General features: G+C 43.5%; 19 protein-coding genes. All 19 read left to right on the top strand.

The genetic code is table 11. The annotated features are described in order from the left end of the window. Positions 1 to 53: 53 nt before the first annotated feature. The 19 genes from NO352_RS19895 to secA all read left to right on the top strand — a co-directional run bounded on the left by NO352_RS19895 (position 54) and on the right by secA (position 20,424). Positions 54 to 467 carry a TIGR03826 family flagellar region protein gene (locus tag NO352_RS19895; protein WP_005544739.1) on the top strand — a complete coding sequence of 138 codons (414 nt, stop codon included), beginning with the start codon at positions 54 to 56 and terminating at the stop codon, positions 465 to 467. A 256-nt stretch (positions 468 to 723) separates the two neighbouring features. Further along, the gene (gene flgM / locus NO352_RS19890; protein ID WP_005544737.1) at positions 724 to 999 is read left to right on the top strand and encodes a flagellar biosynthesis anti-sigma factor FlgM; all 276 of its coding nucleotides are present in this window, start codon (positions 724 to 726) and stop codon (positions 997 to 999) included. A gap of 14 nt (positions 1,000 to 1,013) precedes the next feature. After that, positions 1,014 to 1,511 (top strand): flagellar protein FlgN, encoded by a 498-nt coding sequence (locus NO352_RS19885; RefSeq protein WP_005544733.1) that lies wholly within the window; start codon positions 1,014 to 1,016, stop codon positions 1,509 to 1,511. Between the two features lie 96 nt (positions 1,512 to 1,607). Next, the gene (gene flgK / locus NO352_RS19880) at positions 1,608 to 3,173 is read left to right on the top strand and encodes a flagellar hook-associated protein FlgK (protein WP_005544731.1); all 1,566 of its coding nucleotides are present in this window, start codon (positions 1,608 to 1,610) and stop codon (positions 3,171 to 3,173) included. Between the two features lie 14 nt (positions 3,174 to 3,187). Next, on the top strand, positions 3,188 to 4,081 hold the full coding sequence (flgL, locus tag NO352_RS19875) for a flagellar hook-associated protein FlgL (protein WP_005544730.1): 894 nt from the start codon (positions 3,188 to 3,190) through the stop codon (positions 4,079 to 4,081). 11 nt (positions 4,082 to 4,092) lie between these two features. Next, entirely contained in the window at positions 4,093 to 4,665 is a 573-nt protein-coding gene (locus tag NO352_RS19870; RefSeq protein ID WP_005544728.1) for a DUF6470 family protein, read from the top strand. A 68-nt stretch (positions 4,666 to 4,733) separates the two neighbouring features. Next, positions 4,734 to 5,159 (top strand): flagellar assembly protein FliW, encoded by a 426-nt coding sequence (gene fliW / locus NO352_RS19865; protein ID WP_005544726.1) that lies wholly within the window; start codon positions 4,734 to 4,736, stop codon positions 5,157 to 5,159. Between the two features lies 1 nt (position 5,160). Then, entirely contained in the window at positions 5,161 to 5,400 is a 240-nt protein-coding gene (csrA, locus tag NO352_RS19860) for a carbon storage regulator CsrA (RefSeq protein ID WP_005544724.1), read from the top strand. Between the two features lie 158 nt (positions 5,401 to 5,558). Beyond that, on the top strand, positions 5,559 to 6,392 hold the full coding sequence (locus NO352_RS19855) for a flagellin N-terminal helical domain-containing protein (RefSeq protein ID WP_268599101.1): 834 nt from the start codon (positions 5,559 to 5,561) through the stop codon (positions 6,390 to 6,392). Positions 6,393 to 6,488: 96 nt separating this feature from the next. Continuing rightward, complete coding sequence (locus NO352_RS19850) at positions 6,489 to 6,824, top strand: flagellar protein FlaG (protein ID WP_268599102.1); 336 nt, start codon at positions 6,489 to 6,491, stop codon at positions 6,822 to 6,824. Positions 6,825 to 6,886: 62 nt separating this feature from the next. After that, positions 6,887 to 8,314, top strand: a complete 1,428-nt coding sequence (gene fliD / locus NO352_RS19845) for a flagellar filament capping protein FliD (RefSeq protein ID WP_289356611.1) — start codon at positions 6,887 to 6,889, stop codon at positions 8,312 to 8,314. A gap of 37 nt (positions 8,315 to 8,351) precedes the next feature. Beyond that, on the top strand, positions 8,352 to 8,735 hold the full coding sequence (gene fliS, locus NO352_RS19840) for a flagellar export chaperone FliS (protein WP_241751934.1): 384 nt from the start codon (positions 8,352 to 8,354) through the stop codon (positions 8,733 to 8,735). A gap of 1 nt (position 8,736) precedes the next feature. Continuing rightward, positions 8,737 to 9,075, top strand: coding sequence for a hypothetical protein (locus tag NO352_RS19835; protein WP_005544711.1), 339 nt, complete (start codon positions 8,737 to 8,739; stop codon positions 9,073 to 9,075). A 19-nt stretch (positions 9,076 to 9,094) separates the two neighbouring features. Beyond that, on the top strand, positions 9,095 to 13,066 hold the full coding sequence (locus tag NO352_RS19830; RefSeq protein WP_289356607.1) for an IPT/TIG domain-containing protein: 3,972 nt from the start codon (positions 9,095 to 9,097) through the stop codon (positions 13,064 to 13,066). 67 nt (positions 13,067 to 13,133) lie between these two features. Then, the gene (locus NO352_RS19825; RefSeq protein ID WP_289356606.1) at positions 13,134 to 14,225 is read left to right on the top strand and encodes a glycosyltransferase; all 1,092 of its coding nucleotides are present in this window, start codon (positions 13,134 to 13,136) and stop codon (positions 14,223 to 14,225) included. 6 nt (positions 14,226 to 14,231) lie between these two features. Beyond that, positions 14,232 to 16,136: a glycosyltransferase gene (locus NO352_RS19820; RefSeq protein WP_353961275.1), complete on the top strand. Its 1,905-nt coding sequence runs from the start codon at positions 14,232 to 14,234 to the stop codon at positions 16,134 to 16,136. A gap of 285 nt (positions 16,137 to 16,421) precedes the next feature. Next, positions 16,422 to 16,619 (top strand): cold shock domain-containing protein, encoded by a 198-nt coding sequence (locus NO352_RS19815; RefSeq protein ID WP_040735677.1) that lies wholly within the window; start codon positions 16,422 to 16,424, stop codon positions 16,617 to 16,619. Positions 16,620 to 16,945: 326 nt separating this feature from the next. Next, positions 16,946 to 17,494 (top strand): ribosome hibernation-promoting factor, HPF/YfiA family, encoded by a 549-nt coding sequence (gene hpf / locus NO352_RS19810; RefSeq protein WP_163978393.1) that lies wholly within the window; start codon positions 16,946 to 16,948, stop codon positions 17,492 to 17,494. 419 nt (positions 17,495 to 17,913) lie between these two features. Continuing rightward, complete coding sequence (secA, locus tag NO352_RS19805; RefSeq protein WP_268599107.1) at positions 17,914 to 20,424, top strand: preprotein translocase subunit SecA; 2,511 nt, start codon at positions 17,914 to 17,916, stop codon at positions 20,422 to 20,424. Positions 20,425 to 20,475: the final 51 nt, after the last annotated feature.

The following is a 20,475-nucleotide window of genomic DNA, read 5'->3' as shown; positions in this document are numbered from 1 at the left end:
TGCCGAATATTGCGATATGATGAAGAAATGAAGCATCGAAGGAGGCGAATGACATGGAGCTGAGCAATTGTCCGCGCTGCGGAATTCTTTTTGCCAAGGCGTTCCGAGATCTCTGTCCAAACTGCTTGAAACAAATCGAACAGGAGTATGAACGCTGTGTTGCTTATCTGCGTGAAGAGCGTCAAGCCACGATGCAGGAGCTGAGTGAAGCGACAGAAGTAAGCGTTCGTCAAATCACGCGTTTTATTAAAGAAGGGCGCATTTCCATATACCAAGCACCAAACTTGACCTATGACTGTGAAATATGCCATAAGCCAATTCGCGAGGGCAATATGTGTGAGCCTTGTCGAAATCGCCTGGTGAAGGAATTTACACAGACGGTAGTCGGTGCGGAAGAGACGAAGGAAGCTCCTCGCACGGGGGATGGCGCGTACCGGGTCATTGATACGAAGCGGGAACGTGAATAATTTAAATTTTGAGATTGTCAATAACAAAACTCTCTAAAATTGGATTTTTTAGATTAACTTCAAAAGATTCATGACATTACATCTAAATAATTCTTGACACTGCGCCGATAATCTTAGTAAAGGTTATCGGCTTTTCTTTTTGACTGGATAGAAGGCGACCGTATAAAGTATTTGAAGGTATTTATGAGATTGAAGCATGGTTTGCTATAGGGATTTGTAATGAATTGAGTTTGTCTTATGGAACGAGGTGAATGAGATGAAAATTAATGAAACACAGCGTCTTGGCGCGATTCAATATTATCAAAAGCAGCAGGCAATGCATCGTGCGTCGCAGAAGCCTTCCCGTAAGGATGAGCTTATCATCTCGACAGAAGCACAGGAGATGCTTGACGCACAGAATCGCGTGAATGATCCTGCGCGCAGTGAGCGCATTGCGGATTTGAAAAAGGCGGTATCTACCGGGACATACCATGTGGAAGCGGATAAGATAGCAGAGAAGCTTCTTCCCTTGTTCCGTAAAGAGAACGAATGAGTGGAGGAACTGGTGTGAGTGTGCAGCAAATCATTGAATCGCTTACGCTTCTGAACGATTTGCATAAACAATTGCTGGATATCGCAGAAGAGAAGAAGCAGGTGATTATCAAGAACGATGTCGAAGCTTTGTCGCAGCTGATGACGAAGGAATCCAGATTACTGAAGCAGGTTGCTGAAGCAGAAGGAGAGCGGCAGCAGATAGCACAGCAGTTCCTACAGGAGAAGGGCATACGTTCCCAATTGAATTTAACGGTAACGGAAATTGCTCGGCTTGTCTTCCAAGCGGAGGAACGAATGGAACTGCTCAATATTCAGCGGGATTTATCCGATACCTTACACAAGCTGAAGGAACGCAATGTAATCCTACAGGAGCTGCTGCAACAATCGTTGTCCTTTGTCGAATACTCATTGAATTTATATATGAGCCGTCCGGAAGACGAGGTCGTATATCAGCATCCGGCACAGGGAAACTCGAGCACACCACGCAGTATGTTCGACACAAGAGCGTAAAAGCAAGGATGAAGCAGGTTATAAAGGTACAGCTTTACCTAGACAACAGATAGAAAGCTGAAGTGTGAAGCTACGGAGAAAGTGAGGAAGCGAGCGATGCGTTCGACTTTTCATACATTAGAGATTGGTAAGCGGGGCATTATGGCCCACCAGACGTCCATTAGCACAACAGGTCACAATATTACGAATGCGAATACGCCTGGCTATTCCCGTCAGGTGGCAAGACTGACGGCTGCACGTCCGATTGATTATCCGGGCATGTATAACTTGTCTAAGAACCCGAACCAATTAGGAATGGGTGTCGAGGTGGATAGTATCCGCCGAGTGCGTGACTTCTTGCTGGATATCGAATATCGAAATCAGAATACGGTGCATTCCACATGGAAGGTGAAGCAGGAGACGCTTGGCAATATTGAGGGCGTATTCAATGAACCTTCGGATAACAGCTTGGCAAAGAGCGTATCAGAGTTTTGGAATGCTTGGCAGCTGCTCAGTAAGAATCCAGGTAACTCCGATCTCTCCGCGCGTACCGTTGTACAACAAAAAGCGGTTGCATTGACGGAAACGTTCAACCATATCTCAAACCAGTTGAACACGCTCGAAAATAACTTGACTGAGCGGATTAACGTCAAAATTGGCGAGGCTAACAACTATATTACTCAAATCTCTGATTTGACTCAGATGATTAAACGCATTGAGGGTCTTGGCGACAATGCCAACGATTTACGCGACAAGCGGGATTTGCTGGTTGATCAGCTATCTGGACTTGGCAATGTGAATGTCGTGGAAGGAGAAGACAGCTATCAGGTAACCTTTGGCGGCACGCTTGTAGTCGACAATATGGCGATGACGCAAATTACTGATGGTGATATTGGCGCATTGACAGATGGCGAGATTAAAGGTTACGTGGAATCGAGAGATATCCATGTGGCAGAGTATAAACGCCAATTGGACATCATCGCGAATACGATTGCGAATGGGCCAGTTGAAGTTACCTTGCCGGCGGGCACTATCTTGCCTCCAGGGGTATCTATACCAAATGCAGTTACGGATCCTTCTAACCCACGTAAGCTGATGAACGATACAAAGTATACCGTAAACGGTCTTAATGGTTTGCACAAGTTGGGCTATGCTTTACAAGAGCCTGCTAAGCAAGGCGGCGACTTCTTTGTATCGCAAAATGGTGGACCTATCACTGCAAGCAATATGAGAGTAAATGCTGACATATTGAGTGATGTAAAGAATATTGCGGCATCGATGCGCACAGAAGTACGCCAAGGGCCAAACGGCACCACGCAAGAAGTTCCATTGCAAGGGAACGGCGATATGGCTTTGCTTATTGCTGGTTTGGCGGAGAAAGTTTATAGCTTCTCACAACCAGGTGCAGTTACGAAATCCGCGACGATTAACAGCTATGTGCAATCCGTCGTGGCGCAGCTTGGTACAGATGCTGACCATGCAACGAAAATGGTAGAGAACAGCTTGCTGCTCGCAGATCATGCGGACAGTCTGCGCCAAGCAGTTAGCAGTGTGTCAATGGATGAGGAAATGTCGGACTTGATCAAATTCCAACATGCATATAGTGCTTCATCCCGCATTATTACAACGATGGACGAAATGCTGGATAAGCTCATTAACGGCACTGGCGTCGTCGGCAGATAAGGAGGAAGAGTAACATGCGTATAACACAATCGATGATGAGCAGTTCCATGATGAAAAATTTGCAGAATAACTATAAGCGTCTTGACAAATATCAAGAGCAGCTTATGACAAATCGTCGCCTGAACCGTCCTTCCGATGACCCAGTCGGCGTGGCAAGTGCTCTGCATTATCGTGCGGAAATTAGTTCTACGACACAATTTTCTGAGAATGTAGATGATGCTGATTCCTTTTTGAAGTTTACTGATACTGTAATGAACGAAGCTACTCAAATTGTACAGAAGTTATCAGAACTCGCTGTTCAAGGTGGTACGGATACTGTACCTAAAGATGCGCGTGAGAATATTGCTCGTGAAGTTGAACAATTATATACTCATCTGGTATCTCTAGGGAATACACAGTTTAAGGGAAGATATATTTTTAATGGACAACGTACAGATCAGAAGCCTTATCCAGATGATCCAGCTAACGAAAAGTATAGTTTAGATGATGGTATAGTACAGTATCAAGTTGGCGCGGGTATTTATGTTGATGTGAATATGTTAGGTGACAAGGTATTTGGGAAGTTTGGAGATGCTGATAACATATTTACAATTGTAAATGATATGAAAACTGCATTGCTCAACGACAATACTAGTGGAATTTCAGGGGCAATTCCTAAGCTGCAAGGAATGTTAGAAAAGCTGGTAATAGGACAAGCAGAGGTTGGGGCTAAACAAAATCGTTTGGAATTTACGACGAGCCGTTTAGAAGATCTAAATCTGAATTATATTGACCTGCAATCAAAAACGGAAGATATTGATATGCCTAAGGTGATCACAGAATTAAAGACTGCAGAAAGCATATTCCAAGCTTCTCTTGACACAATTGCACGTATTTCACGCCCAAGTCTGCTAGATTTCTTACGATAGGGTGATAGGGGATGAATATACCTCATATCCAGATCAATCAACAATTCTCAAGAGTCGGCTTGGAGCGCGAGGCAGCTAAGTTGAATATTGAAACTCCGCCTTCACGATTAGAAATCTCGCAGCAGCAAGTGTCCGTTCAGATGGATCGCAGCGATGGGAAATTGAATATTGATTCGCGTAAAGCCTGGTCAGCCTTGGGAAGGGCTAGATTTGAGGAAGTGACGGATCGAATCGCGCAAGAATCACTCCAAATCTCGATGCAGAACATTGCGAACTTAGCGAGCGAAGGCGATCGCATGATGGCATTCCACAAAAAGGAAAATGCCTTTGGAGAGATAGCAAGAGAGCGAATGTTTCGACAATATCCAATCGAAATATGCGGTATGCCAAGTTATGATAATGTCGACGTAGAATACACTCCGGGCGAATTGAAGACAGAGTGGAATCCCGGCGGCGTACATTTTAATTTTGAGCGTACGATCCCGAAAATGGAGTTTTATCCTGGCAAGGTGAATCCGTACTTGATTCAGAATAACTATATCTTTTTTTCGAGTAGCGGCAAACAATTAGATGCAGTAGTATAGAAGGTATGAAGTAGCTATATAGAACGATTGATGTTCTTTATAGCTATTTTATTTTGGGAGGGATTAGAATGGTAGTGCGATCTGCGCGACTTGGCGATTTTCATGTTGAAGAAAAAGATATGATTGCGTTTCACGATGGCATTTTGGGATTTCCAGAATCTAAGGGGTATGCATGGGTTCATTCAATCGAGCCTAATTTGCCGATAGAGTGTTTACAGTGCGCCATAAACGAACAATTAACATTTATGATCGTCGATCCGTTTTTGTTTGCTCCTGAGTATGAGTTCGAGCTTAGCGAGGAAATAAAGCAAACTTTGAATATAACATCCGAAGAGCAAATTGTTGTCCGTGTTATTCTTACGGCCAGATCCGATTCTAACACAACCTTGAACTTAAGAGCCCCATTAATTATAAACGTAACTAATAATCAAGCTGCTCAAATTATTTTGGACGGCCCTCAATATCAGTTGCAGTATCCAATAGGGAGGGGATAGTATGCTGGTGCTTACGAGAGCCAAAGGTCAAAAAATTATGATTGGACAAGACATTGTTTTGACCGTGGTAGAGGTAAATGGCGACCAGGTAAGGCTTGGAATCGATGCTCCTTCGGATATTTCCGTATACAGAGAGGAAATATTTCAAAGCATTAAAGAACAAAACGAAATTGCTGCAAAGTCTGATCTGTCGAAAGAGCAACTTGAAGTTCTAAAGATGATGCTGAAGAAAAAAAGTTGAATAAAAAATGATTTAGCTATAAACTTCGACAAACCAATGCCGATATATAAAATAGTAGGTCAAACGTATGATTCTATCGGCCGAAGAACAGACCTTGACCAATAGGGTGTAAGCAAGGAAGCGAGCACCATAAAACGATTCCAGGGAGGAACTTAATTATGCGTATTAATCACAATATCAGCTCTTACAATGCTCATCGTCAATTGACGACTAACAACTTCTCTCAAGCTAAATCTTTGGAGAAATTGTCTTCCGGATACCGTATCAACCGTGCTGCGGACGACGCTGCAGGTCTTGCGATCTCCGAAAAAATGCGTAACCAAATCCGCGGTTTGGAACAAGCTTCCAAGAATGCTTTGGACGGTATCTCTTTGATCCAAACAGCTGAAGGTGCTTTGAATGAAACTCATTCCATGCTTCAACGCATGTCCGAATTGATGGTTCAAGGTGCGAACGAAGTGTTGACAACTACAGATGCTAAGAAAATCGACGCTGAAGTGAATCAACTTCGTTCCCAAATCGATGATATCGCGAAGCAAACACAATTCAACACGAAGAAATTGTTGAATGCAGCTTCCACTGTAATTTTCCAAGTTGGTGCAAATTCCGGGGAAACAATTTCCTTGGCTTTGAAAAAAGCAGACTCTACTGCTCTTTCCATCGACAAAACTGCTGTAACAGAATTGTCCGCTGCTGCGGGTAAATTGAATGCTACAGCGGCTTCCAACTTGACAGCGATCCAAACTGCAATTGATGCTGTTTCCGGAATTCGTTCCGATTTGGGTGCTGTTCAAAACCGTCTTGAGCACACAATCAACAACTTGGGAACAACTGCAGAGAACTTGCAAGCTGCTGAATCCCGTATCCGTGACGTTGACATGGCTAAAGAAATGTCCGAATTCACGAAGAACAACATTCTTCAACAAGCTGCTACAGCAATGCTGGCGCAAGCTAACCAACAACCTCAAGGAGTACTGCAATTGCTCCGTTAATGCAGGCTCTGGGCCGGCCGGGATACCGGTCGGCCTTTTTTAATAGGAACATTCGTTTCAACCGATTAACCTATTAATTTTGAGGGGATTGCAGATATGAGGATTGAACACCGTCCGCACAATGTTTTCCCTAATCCGTTAACCTTACAAGATATTGCATCATTGAGCATGGAAAGCACGGGAAAAGAATCAGGGCAGTACCATGGAAAAAAATACTCTTTAGAAGAAATGATAGATAAGTGCAATGAAGCATTAAGCGTTAACCAAACCCACATCCAAGTCAAAATACACGAAAAGACCAATACGATCATGGTCATGGTTATTCGTAACGATACGGAAGAGGTTATACGTGAAATACCAAGTGAAAAGATTTTGGATATGATGTACAACATCTGTATTCGAGCGGGTGTTTTTTTTGATGAAAGAATGTAGGAGGTGCCAGAAAAATGCCAAGCATCGGTGGACCAATTCGGATAAGTGGTTTGTCTTCGAACATGGATATTGATAAATTAGTTAGCGATTTAATGAAAAGCGAAAAAATGCCCCTGAACAAGCTGAACAGAAAGAAGCAACTTGTACTGTGGCAACGCGAGGATTATCGTACGGCTAATACTGCATTATTGAACTTCAGAAATGCGGCGAACGATATTCGATTTGAAAGCTCGTTCAATAAAACGAAAGCCTCTTCATCTAATGAAAAGGTCGCTGGGGTTGTTACGAGCAACAGCAGCATAGCGAGTGCTTTTCAAGTCAGAGTAGACAAATTAGCCACATCCGCAACGACGATAGGCGGCCCGATGACCGCCGACCTTAGTAAGCCTCTTAATGAGGCGGGAATGATTAATATCAACGGCGTGGATATAGAAGTTAAAGCAGATGACGATATAGATGCGATAATAGCGAATATCAATGCGCAAGCCGCTAAAAGCGGCGTGCAGGCTTCTTTTGACAAAAATACAAAGCGCGTAACGTTGATGTCCAAAGAATCGGGTTCAAGCGCAAAAATCGACATATCGCTTCCTGGTAATTTGCAGGGCGTGCTCAATATTACTCCAGGCAGCTCTACAGGTTCGGATGCGGAATATAGCGTGAATAATTCTGCGCCCATAACGTCTACAAGCAATACTATTAACGTCAATGGCGTTCAATTGCAGCTGAAAGATATTGGCCAAACATCGATCGGCGTAGAATCCGACAAATCCGGTTTGATAGACAAAATTAAAAACTTCGTAACCAAATACAATGAGATGGTCGACCAGGTTTCTACCATGACGACGACAAGACGCAATCGCGACTATACGCCGCTCACGGAAGAAGAAAAAGAGGCCATGTCAGAAAAACAAATCGAGATGTGGGAGAAAAAAGCGCGTCAAGGAACATTATATGGCGACAGCATGCTTCAGGGGGCGTTACAATCTTTAAGAAGCTCTCTAAGCCTTCCAGTGGCAGGTATTCCGAGCGGCGAATTGAATATGTTGTCTCAAATCGGAATTACAACGTCGAAAAACTATAAAGACAACGGCAAATTGGAGATCGATGAAAAGAAATTGACGGATGCGATCAATAACCAATTTGATGAGGTTAAGCAATTATTTCTGAAGACATCTTCAACAAAGCCGGATACGCCGGAGAACATTAAGCAGCGTCGTTCCGAATTGGGGATCGGCGATCGATTATACGAAGAAATCGATGCGCAAATGAAAAAAGTAACGAAAAAAATGGGCTCCGCGACCCTGTTAGAATCCATTGATGACAGCGTTATTGGTCGACAATTAAAAGATATCAATGATCAAGAGAAGCAATGGGTAAGAAAACTGCAGGATATTGAAAATCGTTATTACAAGAGATTTACTGCAATGGAAAAGGCGATGCAGAAGTTGAATAGTCAAGGTTCATGGCTTGCACAACAATTAGGACAATAATGCTTCGACAAGAATGAAAACTGATGGAGAGATGTTAATGATGCAGAACGCGAGACAACAGCAATATTTGAAAGTTCAGGTAGAGACAGCTAGTCCTGGTGAATTGACATTATTACTTTATCAGGAGATGGTCAAATCATTGCTTCGAGCAAAGCAATTATATTCTCAACATCAGTATGCAGAGATGAACGACAGCTTGCATAAGGTGCGTTCGATTCTTAACGAACTGATCGTGACACTTAATACAGACTATGATATTGCAAAGGATTTGGCTAATCTCTATATGTTCTACAATCAGCATATCGCACAGTTCATCATCAGCAGAGATGTCAAAATGCTTGACGATGTATTGGAATTCGCTAAGGGAATGGTCGAAACCTGGAAGCAGGCACTGCTGCAATTAAAGACGGGTGGAAAGTAATATGAGTAACAATGAAAATCACCCTTCAGAAATTGTTGGCAGAATGATATCTATATATCGTCAGCTTCTACAGGACTACCAATTTGAGCGTTATGAGGAGTTCGCGCCCGAGCTGGATGAGATCTATGCCAAATTGAAGCAAAGCACGCTAACTGTTGCAATTCATTCTGATCTTGCCTTAGTCAAGGAGTTGCACGAACAACTCGTACAGTTCATTCTTGAAGATAAAAATGCACAGAACCGAGACATCCAAAAATTGGGGGCAGGGAACAGGACAGCTAATCCGTATACGAAGTTAATGTCCTCTACGACTCCTTACTTCTTTGATCAAAAACAGTAACTTGGGGAGGCCTATATTAATGAAGAAGTTCATGCCAAAGTGGCTGAATCTCTTACTAATTATTATGCTCGCAGCTGTTAATGTCCCAATATCAGCTGCAGCAAGTGGAGTTCAAGCAGACCAAATTGTAAATGTTGAGAAATCGGTAAACCCCTTGAGCATGGTAGAAGGGGAAGAGACTGAAGTTACTCTCAACGTTAAGGGCTCAAACCCGGTCAATTACGTAAAGCCAAACGATATCATCCTTATCATTGACCGATCGGGCAGTATGATGCCGTCAAAATCAAATAACAATGAAGATAGAATAGGAAATGCGAAAGCGGCTGCTAAAGGCTTCGTTAATCTTGTGGACTTTACAAAGCATCAGATTGGTATCGTCGATTTTAGTACGACGCTTACTTCTAAGCCAATGACCACAAATGCGGGTGATTTGAACAAATACGTGGATCAGATTACGGCTGGGGGAGGCACGGCAACGGCGGATGCTATCGAGAGTGCAAGAGGTTTGCTGCACAACCATCGTCCCGATGCGCAGCCAGTCATTATCTTGTTGACGGATGGGGAAGCAACTCATCCTCAACCGGTAGAGAACGCCCGCAAGGCGGCGTTGGAGCAAGCTAAGCTGGCAAAACAAGAGGGCATCGTGTTTTATACGGTTGCTTTGCTGTTGCCGGATGAAGATCCAACCAAAAGTGCACCGAATTTATTGATGAAGGAAATGGCCACGACGGCTCAGCATCATCATTTTGTATTAGGTGCAAATGGACTGAATGAAATTTACCAAGCGATCGTTAAAGAAATCGGCTTGGCAAGTGCATATGATGTTACGGTTACCGATTCGGTTGCACCCGAATTTGAAATTGTGCCTGGATCCTATGAGAATAATATTCCACAGCCAACCGTAAAGGGAAATACGCTGGAATGGAAATTCCTTGAGCTGAAAAATGAAGTCCTAACTTTTAGATACAAGATTCGTCATATTAAAGGCTCCAAGGTTGGCGATCTTTCGGTAGGCTCAGAAAAAATTAAAATCGATTATAAAGATCATGTAGGCACTCGACAGGCATTTGAAGTTGAGCATCCTCATGTTAACGTTACATATCCTGCCCCTGTCATCACGACGGTTGTTCAAGATAACGGAGATGTGGCAGGTGGTCAAAAAGTTGAGATTTCCGGTAAAAACTTCCGTCCGCAACCGACTGTTTTATTTGGCGATAAGGAAGCAGCTTCGGTTGAATATGTAAGTCCCGAAAAGCTGGTCGTAGTGACGCCGACGGGGGTGCAAGGGGAAGTTACCCTTACCGTCAAGAACGATGATGGTCAACAAGCGACGGCAAAATTCCGCTATCATGCGCAGCCTGTCATTGTGGAAATTGTACCGAATAAAGGGCCTGTATCCGGGGGGAATGAAGTAGTCATTAAGGGTGATTATTTCATGAATGGCGCTGTCGTTAAGTTCGGAGACAACTCCGCCACGACCAACTCGGTTACCCAAAAGGAAATAAAGGTAAAAGCTCCTGCATCAACAAACAGCGGAGCGGTTACGGTTGAAGTAACAAACCCTGACGGTACGAAAGTTAATATGCCAAATGGGTATACGTATATTGAAGGGCCTAAAATCACATCTATTACTCCGAATGTCGGATCGACTTTGGGTGGAGAACAGGTAACGATTACAGGTTCTCAATTCGAGCAAGATATTAAGCTGTTCCTTAAAAATAAGGAAGTTCCTGTTGAATTTATTTCTGCAACTGAACTGCGTTTTGTAACTCCAGCTTGGAGCACAGCCGAATCCGTAGACGTTAAAATCGTCAATCCGGACTTGCAAGAAGCTGTAATGGTTAATGGATACAAATATGAGTATCCCGCACCGATCATCGAATCCATTTCGCCCACTGAAGGGCCAATTGAAGGCAACACGCTGGTTAATGTCAAAGGTAATCATTTCAGAGAAGGTGCTAAGCTGTACTTTGACGATAAACAAATTTCCGTTGTGACAGTGGTAGATTCCAACACAATCCGAATCAGAACGCCGCAATGGACTACTGGAAGCTTAGTAAGCCTCAAAGTAGTCAATTCGGACGGCAAGGAAGCAGTAAAGAAAGATGCGTATCAATATTTGACGCCTCCGGCTCCAGAATTATTGACGGTGAATCCAGACAAGGGTTCCACTCTGGGTTCAGAAGTGGTAACTCTGACCGGTAAAAATTTTGCTTCCGGTTTAAAAGTTCTATTTAATAATACCAATGTTGTGGTTTCGGCTGTTACGCCTGATAGCGTTACGATCAAAACTCCTAAATGGGCAGCAGAAGAGACTGTTGATGTAACCGTTATGAGTGCGGACGGCCAAGTCAGTACATTAAAGCAAGCATATACATTTGTTGCGCCACCGCCTCCACCGGGACCTAAAATTGAGAGCGTAAACCCGGCTTCCGGACCTGTAAGCGGCGGGAATATCGTATACATTAATGGTGAAAATTTCAAAGATGGCTTTAAACTTTATTTAGGAAGCCAACAGATTACCGCAACTGCTTTTCTAAGTGATAAGCAATTACGCGTTAGAATACCAGAGATGCGTACGCCTGGAAAAGTAGATGTCGTAGTGACTAATCCGGATGGACAATCCGCGACCTTAAAGGAAGGTTATGAATTGTTGTCGCCACCGGCACCAACGGTCGTTAAGGCGAATCCTGATAATGGTTTGATAGCCGGCGGGACTACTGTTACGGTAACGGGGACTAACTTCTCCTCTAATAATAAGTTAATGATTGGAGATAAGCCGGTAACATTTACGTTCGTGTCCAATAGCGAACTTCGTTTCAAGACTCCTGCGTGGTCCAAAGCTGAGAGCGTAAGTATTACAGTCTCGGACGTGTATAATCAAGAAGGAAAACTAGACGGAGCGTTTACGTACAAAGAACCGGAGAAAGATCCAGCACCAACGGTTGATGGCATTTCTCCAAATGAAGGTTACCTCGCCGGAGGAAAGGCATCGTTCGTAAGCGGTAAGGGCTTTAAAGATGGTGCTAAAGTTTCTGTCGGTGGCAAGGATGCAGTGACTGTATTTATGAGCAGCGAGCAATTGAAAGTTCTTATGCCAAGTTGGCCGCAAGAGGAAGTCGTAGATATTAAGGTAACGAATCCGGATGGACAGTCCGTGGAACTTCCTAAGGCCTTTTCTTATGTAACGCCGCCACCGCCACCTAAACCAGAAATTGTTTCTCTTTCCCCAGACAAGGGAACGATGAAGGGCGATCAAATCGTTACAGTGAAAGGCTCGAATTTCGTGGACGGAGCAGTAATTTCATTGGGCAGCAAGAAGGTAGTTACAGTATTTGTGAGTGATACTGAACTTCGGATTCGTACTGTTGCATGGACACAACCAGAAAGCGTAGACGTCACGGTGACTAATCCGGACGGACAATCTGCTGTATTGGCAGCGGGCTATACCTTTGAGCTTCCGCCGCCTCCGACAATTGCGAATATTACGCCGGATTCAACCGTATATAACAGTCCTATCGTAATTGCCATCAACGGTGAAAACTTCGATTCAGGATCACAAGTTTACTTTAATGACGTAGCAACAGTTACTACATTTGTAAGCAGTACTCAGTTGAAGGTAAGAACACCTCAATGGGCAAAACCTGAAAGTGTTAACGTCAAAGTGGTATCAAGTCTTGGCCAGGAAGGTTTTCTTCCTAACGGGTTTACTTATAAGCCAGTTCCGCCTAAACCGGCTCCAGTTATCACGGAGTTGAAGGCTACAAGTGGATCTTCATCTGGCGGACATATCTTTTACATTAACGGAGCTAACTTCGTAGATGGAACTACCGTTTATTTCGGCGGAGTGAAGGCCATTACGGTATTTGTAGATTCTACTTCGTTGAAAGTCAGAACGCCATCTTCGCCTGTCAAAGGTCCGGTTGACGTAAAAGTCGTGAACCCAGATGGACAAGAAGGCATTGTTGCCGGAGGATACACTTATAACTAATGCTTAAGTAAAGGATACGGTGTCTAGTTTTCTAGGCGCCGTATCTTTTATAAAAGGGATGTGGATAATGAAATCTTTAATTTCCGCTTGCATGATTGTCAAAGACGAAGAATCCTTTATAAAGGAGAGTATTGCTTCGGTACTTCCGTATGTGGAAGAGGTTGTAGTGGTTGACACAGGTTCCAAGGATGATACCGTTTCAATAGCATCCTATATGGGGGCAAAAACGATAGAAATGCCCTGGCAAGGCGATTTTAGCAAGGCGCGAAATGCGGCGATTCAACATTCGAATCTTCCAATAGTTCTTATGATTGACGCAGACGAACGGCTAGATCATCGCACTGTTCAAGCGTTACATGATACCGCACGTTTTTTGAACGAAAATAAGAGCAAGGCAGCCAGAATACGAATTCGAAATTATACGGATGATGCAAATACATCCATTAGTTACGCAACCAGAATGTTCCCGAATAACGGGAAATTCAAATATATGGGGCGTATACATGAACAGTTATGTAAGGAAGGAAATGTACCAGAAAGTATCGATACAGATATCGAATTTAATCATTTTGGTTACATGCAAGAAGTTATTGATCAAAAACAGAAAATTACGCGAAATATTGAATTGTTAAGAAAAGAAGCCTCGGAAAACGAGGATAACTCATATATTACATATCAATTAGGCAAAACACATGCTATCCAAAAGGAATATGCCGAGGCAGAAATATATCTTCGTCAGGCTTATCAGTCAGCATCGCAAGATTTCCATTATTGCCTGCCTAATATCATCTATTCTTTATGTCATGTTCTGCTGCAAGTGAAAAAATACAACGATTTTTCGTCTATTATTGATGAGGCCATTACTCTGCACCCTGATTATACGGATTTATATTTTATGAAGGGTCGTGCAATCGTCGATAATTTGGACGTAACTCAATTTCACTTAGTTCCGCAGTTGTTTGAGCGCTGCGTAGAGCTGGGTGAAGTATCAAATACGCAATATGAATCTCATGTGGGAGTCGGTACATTCAAGGCTCTTTATAATTTGGGCATCTATTATGAAATGGCGGGACAGAAGCAGCAAGCCATGGACTGTTATGAACGATGTAGTGAATTCGGCTTTAAGCCTGCTATGGAACGATTGCTCTTGTTACGATAAAACAACATGACTGAAGGAGAATGTGTTATGACACGTCCCAAGATCTCATTATGTATGATTGTGAAAAATGAAGAGTCTTGTTTGGAAAGATGTTTGGACAGCGTGAAAAATATTGTGGATGAGATCGTAATCGTAGATACGGGATCTACTGATCGGACTTTGCAAATATTAGAGGAACGCGGAATTACAGCTCATCATTATAATTGGAATCATCATTTTGGCGATGCACGAAACCATGCGATATCTTTTGCGACCGGGGAGTATATTTTACAGCTCGATGCCGATGAGTATTTGGACGAATCGACAAAGGGTGTATTGAAGGAACCCTTAGATTGCGATTGCTACATACTAAAGATTAGAAATGACCTGGGGTCGGGATTTAACGAGGTCCATTCTTCCATTAGACTGTTCAGAAATTCACCAAAAATTAAATATGTAGGCGCGCTGCATGAGCATATTGACACAGAGACTACAAAATTAAAACATGGAAAATTGTCCGTCCTTATACATCATGACGGTTATCAACAATCCGTAATCGATAAGAAAAACAAAAACAAGAGAAACATGCAGATCATAAAAAAAGAAGCCAAATTAAATCCGGATGCATTCAATTTATACAATCTTGGAGTTCAGCTTAAAATTGAAGGTGAACACTTGGCTGCGATTGATGCATTTAAGAAATCGTTTGCTGCGGGAAGCAACTACACCTTTACGCCAAAACTGCTTGTATATTTGGGACAAAGTCTAATGGAGCTTAACAGGCACGAAGAATCGCTTGCAGTGTTCCGGGACAGTATCGCTTTATATCCTACGTATACAGATTTGCATTATTTCAAAGGCTTCGTATATGAAAAGATCGAATACTTCCGGGATGCCGAAGCATGCTACAAAAAATGTTTAGAGATTGGCGAAGTGTCGGAAACGTACCATAATTCCCAAGAAGGCGTCGGCTCTTATTTGGCCCATGCCCAGCTAGCTGAATTATATTTGAAAGAGGAACGTCGGGAAGAGTCGCTGAACCATGCCATAGAAGCGCTGAAAGGAAGCAAAAATAGTTTTCCGACATTGAAAGTTTTTCTGAACATTTTCCCTGGCGGGGATAGAAAGCAGCTATATGGGATACTCAAACAAGTATGGAACTTGGATTCGGACAAGGATCTGGAATTGCTGCTGATTGCCCTGTACCAGATGCGTCATCCATTGTTACTGAATTATGTTGAGGAATATAATGTCTCCATACCGTATGAAATGCAACGATTCCTGCTTCTCATGGACAAAAAATACGAAGAGGTGCTTGAGAGAGAACCGGTCAACGGGGAGCCTGCAAGGGATCAATCTTCTCAGTATGGTCGAGATATGTTATTGCTTTCGTTTGTGACAAGAGACGAAAATCTTTATAATAGAGCTTCCTTGGATATAAATCTTAATTTAAAAGAATCAAAAATTTTAAAAAAGATGATTCAAGGCATGGTTGTATCTGAAAAAGATTTATCTAACGAATTTTATAAATATGTCTCCGATTTATTGGAGGATGTGCTGCATGCTCAAGAGTTTGATATCATCGATTATTTTGGCAGCCATGTTCATGATCCGTACATTAGACTGATTTTAAGTGAAAAGCTAGTTCAGTATGGCTTCCATGAAGTTGCCCTGAATGTTCTCTTGGAGAGCGACTCCCCTAAACTTAACGCACGCATATTTGAAATCGCAGCAAAAGCTTTGAAGTTGAACGGAGATGATGAATCTAGCTACTATTACTACCGTAAATGCAGCGAAATCGATCCATCATTTAAAATTTGGAGTCAATTGTATGATATCTGCGTTGAACGCGGCGAAAACATGAAGGCAAGCATGTATTTGGATAAAATGCGCCATATAAAACCTGTTTCCGAATGGTTGAATATGAAGTAAATGAGATCTGTATATACTCTTTTGAGAGCGTGATTTTTCGGATTTTACGGGAACGGGCAGTAGGATGAAGTTTGTTTTATGAACATTCTATAAGCCCGTGCCTTTTGATTTTATTTTAGGGGAATGGCCGAGAACGATTGTGAATAATAACCAAAAAATATTACAGATTAAATAATAAGAAAAATATCCCTTTCCTCATTGACAACGCTTCCACCCGGTGATATAGTCAAACTTGTGGAGGATAAAAACTCCACGGCATTTGAAGATGAAGGGAATGTTATCGACATGCAAGGTAAAGTAAAATGGTTCAACGCTGAAAAAGGTTATGGCTTCATCGAAACTGCAGAAGGCAACGACGTATTCGTACACTTCTCCGCTATCCAATCCGAAGGATTCAAGACTTTGGAAGAAGGTCAATCCGTAGAATTCGATATCGTTGAAGGCGCTCGCGGTCCACAAGCGGCTAACGTAATCAAACTGTAATCATACCCGACGTGAGTCGAATTATATATGATTCCGATTAGCTACACGCCCCTGGCTTAATGCCAGGGGTTTTTATATTTTGGTAGTGGTTATTTATTTGTTCTGTGGCTGTATCCCAAGGCTACTTATAACCTGCTTATAAGTAAGTTGCCATTTGATGTAATACGGCAGACGTAATACAGCTTCTCTGACAACCTTTTATATCGTTTCACCTTCTCCACTGAGGGGTAATGAAGGATACGGAATTGTAAACGGATTGTAACCGTTTTTTTGATTCCTCCATCATAGCTATGGTATAATAGAAGTATCCAAAGGAGGAGTGCTATATGGAATATAAAGTTCGAGGTCAGAACATTGAAGTTACAGACGCACTACTTGACTATGTCGAAAAGAAATTGAGCCGACTGGAACGGTATTTTGAAACTCCCCCTGCTTCAGGCGCTAATGTTACACTCAGCGTTACGAAGGATGTACACAATATTGAAGTAACAATCCCATTACCGGGTTTGCTGCTGCGGGCTGAAGATCGAAGCAAGGACATGTATGCATCGATCGATGGTGTCGTAGACAAGTTGGAACGGCAAATCCGCAAGCATAAAACGAAAGCCAACCGCAAGTTCCGTCAGGTTGGTGCGGCAGAGCAGCTGTTCCGTGAGCAGTCCACATCAACACCAGTTGCGGTTGAGGAAGAGGATGATCTTGAAGTCGTACGGACGAAGCGCTTTACGCTGAAGCCGATGGACGTTGAAGAAGCAATCCTGCAGATGAATATGATTGGCCACAACTTCTTCGTATTCTCGAATGCGGAGAGCAAGGAAGTCAATGTTGTATACCGCCGCGATGACGGCCGGTATGGCTTGATTGAACAAGGCTAAGAACGGGAACATTGAGGTTTCGGATGCCAATATAGGCAGAGAACCCTAGAATCTACCCGATTACCAAAAAAGGACTGAGCCTATTTCCACAACGGAATGGGCTCTTTTCACGTATATAATAGTATGGCATTACAGAAGGCTGGACTTGTATATCAATTGTTCAATACCTTCTAATATTATCTTGTAAATGTTTGTTTTGTTGCTGGAAGCAGGATTGCCCACGGTATGCCGCTACATTCGTGTGAAAATGTGATGAAAGATCGCCGAAAACATGCCCTGCGGCGGTTGCGGGACCCTGTTGAAACTGTTACAATTTATTGCAAAACGAGTCGATGTTACCGTTCTATATGCAGAAGCTTGAATGTGGTATAGAGAACGGCCATAAAATCACGATCGGATTTGCATGAAAGGGGTTAAGCATGCTAGGACTTGTAAAGAAAATATTCGGCGATGCCAACGAACGCGAAGTTAAGCGGCTCATGAAGACGGTTGAGGTTATTAACGGTCTGGAACCCGAATTCGAGAAATTATCCGATGAACAATTGAAATCGAAGACGGAGGAATTCCGTGAGCGTCTTGCAAAGGGCGACACATTGGATCAGCTCTTGCCAGAAGCCTTCGCTACTGTGCGTGAAGCTGCAAAGCGTACGCTGGGCATGCGCCATTATGATGTACAGATGCTTGGTGGTATGGTACTTCATGAAGGCAAAATTGCTGAGATGAAGACAGGTGAGGGGAAGACACTCGTCGGAACACTTCCTGTATATTTGAACGCGTTGGAAGGGAAAGGCGTACACGTCGTTACCGTTAACGATTACTTGGCATCCCGCGATAGCGAGATTATGGCCCAAGTATATAACTTCCTGGGGATGACGGTTGGTTTGAACCTTTCCGGCATGGATCACAATATGAAGCAGGAAGCATATGCGTGCGATATTACGTATGGTACGAACAACGAGTACGGTTTCGACTACCTGCGTGACAACATGGTGCTTTACAAAGAGCAGATGGTTCAGCGTCCACTGAACTTCGCGATTATTGACGAAGTGGACTCCATTCTTATTGACGAAGCACGTACGCCGCTTATCATTTCTGGACAAGCTGCTAAGTCTACAGAGCTTTACTTCGTTGCAGATCGGTTCGTTAGCCGCTTGAAAGGTGAAGAGGATTACACGATTGATGTGAAGACGCGTCAAGTTGCCCTTACCGAAGCAGGAGTGGCGAAGGCGGAGAAAGCACTCGGCGTGGAGAACCTGTTCGACGTGAAGAACGTAACGTTGAATCACCATATTCAACAAGCGTTGAAGGCTCATGCAATTATGCGCTTGGATGTTGATTATGTCGTAAATGACGGCGAAATCGTCATTGTCGACGAGTTCACAGGCCGTATGATGGCTGGACGTCGCTACAGCGACGGCTTGCACCAAGCGATCGAGGCGAAGGAAGGCCTTGAGGTGCAAAATGAGAGCATGACGCTCGCAACAATTACATTCCAGAACTACTTCCGTATGTATCGCAAGCTTGCCGGTATGACTGGTACAGCGAAGACAGAGGAAGAAGAATTTAAGAGCATTTACGGCTTGGAAGTTATCCAAGTGCCGACAAATAAGCCGAACCAGCGTAAGGATATGCCGGATGTCGTCTATAAGTCGGAAAATGCGAAATATAACGCGGTAGTCGAGGAAATCGTGAAGCGCCACAAAAATGGCCAGCCAGTCTTGGTTGGTACAGTGTCGATTGAGAACTCTGAGCGTTTGTCTGACATGCTTCGCCGCAAAGGTATAAAACATCAGGTATTGAATGCGAAGTACCATGCGGAGGAAGCGAATATCATTTCTAGCGCAGGTGAACCGAACCAAGTTACTATCGCTACGAACATGGCGGGTCGCGGTACGGACATTATCTTGGGCGAAGGCGTATCGGCATCAGGCGGGTTGCATATTATCGGTACAGAGCGTCATGAGAGCCGTCGTATCGACAACCAGCTTCGCGGACGTGCCGGACGTCAGGGCGATCCAGGCTCCTCGCAGTTCTATCTGTCCTTGGAGGACGAGCTGATGCGCCGTTTCGGTGCGGATAACGTACTGGGCATGATGGAACGTCTCGGATTTGAAGAGGATCAGCCAATTGAATCCAAGCTGATTACGCGTGCTGTGGAATCTGCACAGAAGCGGGTAGAAGGCAACAACTTCGACTTACGTAAAGTCGTCCTGCAATATGATGATGTCATGAACCAACAGCGCGGTATCATTTACAAGCAGCGCTATGAGGTGCTTGACTCCGAAAATATCCGCCAAATTGTGTTGGATATGATTAAGCCATGCATCGAGCGTGTCGTAGATGCACACTGTAACGAAGATGATATTCCAGAGAACTGGGATCTTGAAGAAATTGTAAACTACATGCATCGTCAGATGCTTGACGAGGGTACAATTACGAAGGATGACCTGTGGGGCAAGGAAAAGGAAGAAATTACGGAATTCCTGTTCGGCAAGGTTATGGAGAAATATACAGAACGCGAAGAGCGCATTGGGCCAGAACTTGTGCGTGAATTCGAGAAGGTTGTCGTGCTTCGTGCCGTGGACTCCAAGTGGATGGATCATATCGATGCAATGGATCATTTGCGTCAAGGGATTCACCTACGTGCTTACGGCGGTACGGATCCGCTGCGTGAATACCAATTCGAGGGCTACGAAATGTTCAACAGCATGGTAGCTTCGATTCAAGAAGAAGTATCTACGTACATCATGAAGGCACATGTAGAGCAAAACGTTGAGCGTCAAGCTGTCGTGGAAGAAAGCAAGATGTCCACGAATGCAGAGCCGGCGGAAAAGCGCCCTGTCGTGAAAGGCGAAGTTATTGGCCGTAACGATCAGTGCCCTTGTGGAAGCGGCAAGAAATATAAGCAATGTCACGGTAAGCAAGACTAATAAGGTTTAGAGATTTGTATGCCGATTGAGGTTATGAACGCTCTTATATCG

This window comes from Paenibacillus sp. S-12 (assembly GCF_030363895.1).
In the GTDB taxonomy this organism is placed as follows: domain Bacteria; phylum Bacillota; class Bacilli; order Paenibacillales; family Paenibacillaceae; genus Paenibacillus_B; species Paenibacillus_B alvei.
This window is presented reverse-complemented; position numbering and strand designations above follow the sequence as displayed.

Excerpts from the sequence above, each read along its gene's own strand:
- NO352_RS19855 (WP_268599101.1), top strand. The coding sequence starts at position 5,559 with ATGCGTATTAATCACAATATCAGCTCTTACAATGCTCATCGTCAATTG.
- flgM (WP_005544737.1), top strand. The coding sequence starts at position 724 with ATGAAAATTAATGAAACACAGCGTCTTGGCGCGATTCAATATTATCAA.
- NO352_RS19850 (WP_268599102.1), top strand. The coding sequence starts at position 6,489 with ATGAGGATTGAACACCGTCCGCACAATGTTTTCCCTAATCCGTTAACC.
- NO352_RS19870 (WP_005544728.1), top strand. The coding sequence starts at position 4,093 with ATGAATATACCTCATATCCAGATCAATCAACAATTCTCAAGAGTCGGC.
- flgL (WP_005544730.1), top strand. The coding sequence starts at position 3,188 with ATGCGTATAACACAATCGATGATGAGCAGTTCCATGATGAAAAATTTG.
- NO352_RS19830 (WP_289356607.1), top strand. The coding sequence starts at position 9,095 with ATGAAGAAGTTCATGCCAAAGTGGCTGAATCTCTTACTAATTATTATG.
- secA (WP_268599107.1), top strand. The coding sequence starts at position 17,914 with ATGCTAGGACTTGTAAAGAAAATATTCGGCGATGCCAACGAACGCGAA.
- fliW (WP_005544726.1), top strand. The coding sequence starts at position 4,734 with ATGGTAGTGCGATCTGCGCGACTTGGCGATTTTCATGTTGAAGAAAAA.
- flgK (WP_005544731.1), top strand. The coding sequence starts at position 1,608 with ATGCGTTCGACTTTTCATACATTAGAGATTGGTAAGCGGGGCATTATG.
- fliS (WP_241751934.1), top strand. The coding sequence starts at position 8,352 with ATGATGCAGAACGCGAGACAACAGCAATATTTGAAAGTTCAGGTAGAG.
- NO352_RS19815 (WP_040735677.1), top strand. The coding sequence starts at position 16,422 with ATGCAAGGTAAAGTAAAATGGTTCAACGCTGAAAAAGGTTATGGCTTC.
- csrA (WP_005544724.1), top strand. The coding sequence starts at position 5,161 with ATGCTGGTGCTTACGAGAGCCAAAGGTCAAAAAATTATGATTGGACAA.
- NO352_RS19835 (WP_005544711.1), top strand. The coding sequence starts at position 8,737 with ATGAGTAACAATGAAAATCACCCTTCAGAAATTGTTGGCAGAATGATA.
- hpf (WP_163978393.1), top strand. The coding sequence starts at position 16,946 with ATGGAATATAAAGTTCGAGGTCAGAACATTGAAGTTACAGACGCACTA.
- fliD (WP_289356611.1), top strand. The coding sequence starts at position 6,887 with ATGGATATTGATAAATTAGTTAGCGATTTAATGAAAAGCGAAAAAATG.
- NO352_RS19895 (WP_005544739.1), top strand. The coding sequence starts at position 54 with ATGGAGCTGAGCAATTGTCCGCGCTGCGGAATTCTTTTTGCCAAGGCG.
- NO352_RS19825 (WP_289356606.1), top strand. The coding sequence starts at position 13,134 with ATGAAATCTTTAATTTCCGCTTGCATGATTGTCAAAGACGAAGAATCC.
- NO352_RS19820 (WP_353961275.1), top strand. The coding sequence starts at position 14,232 with ATGACTGAAGGAGAATGTGTTATGACACGTCCCAAGATCTCATTATGT.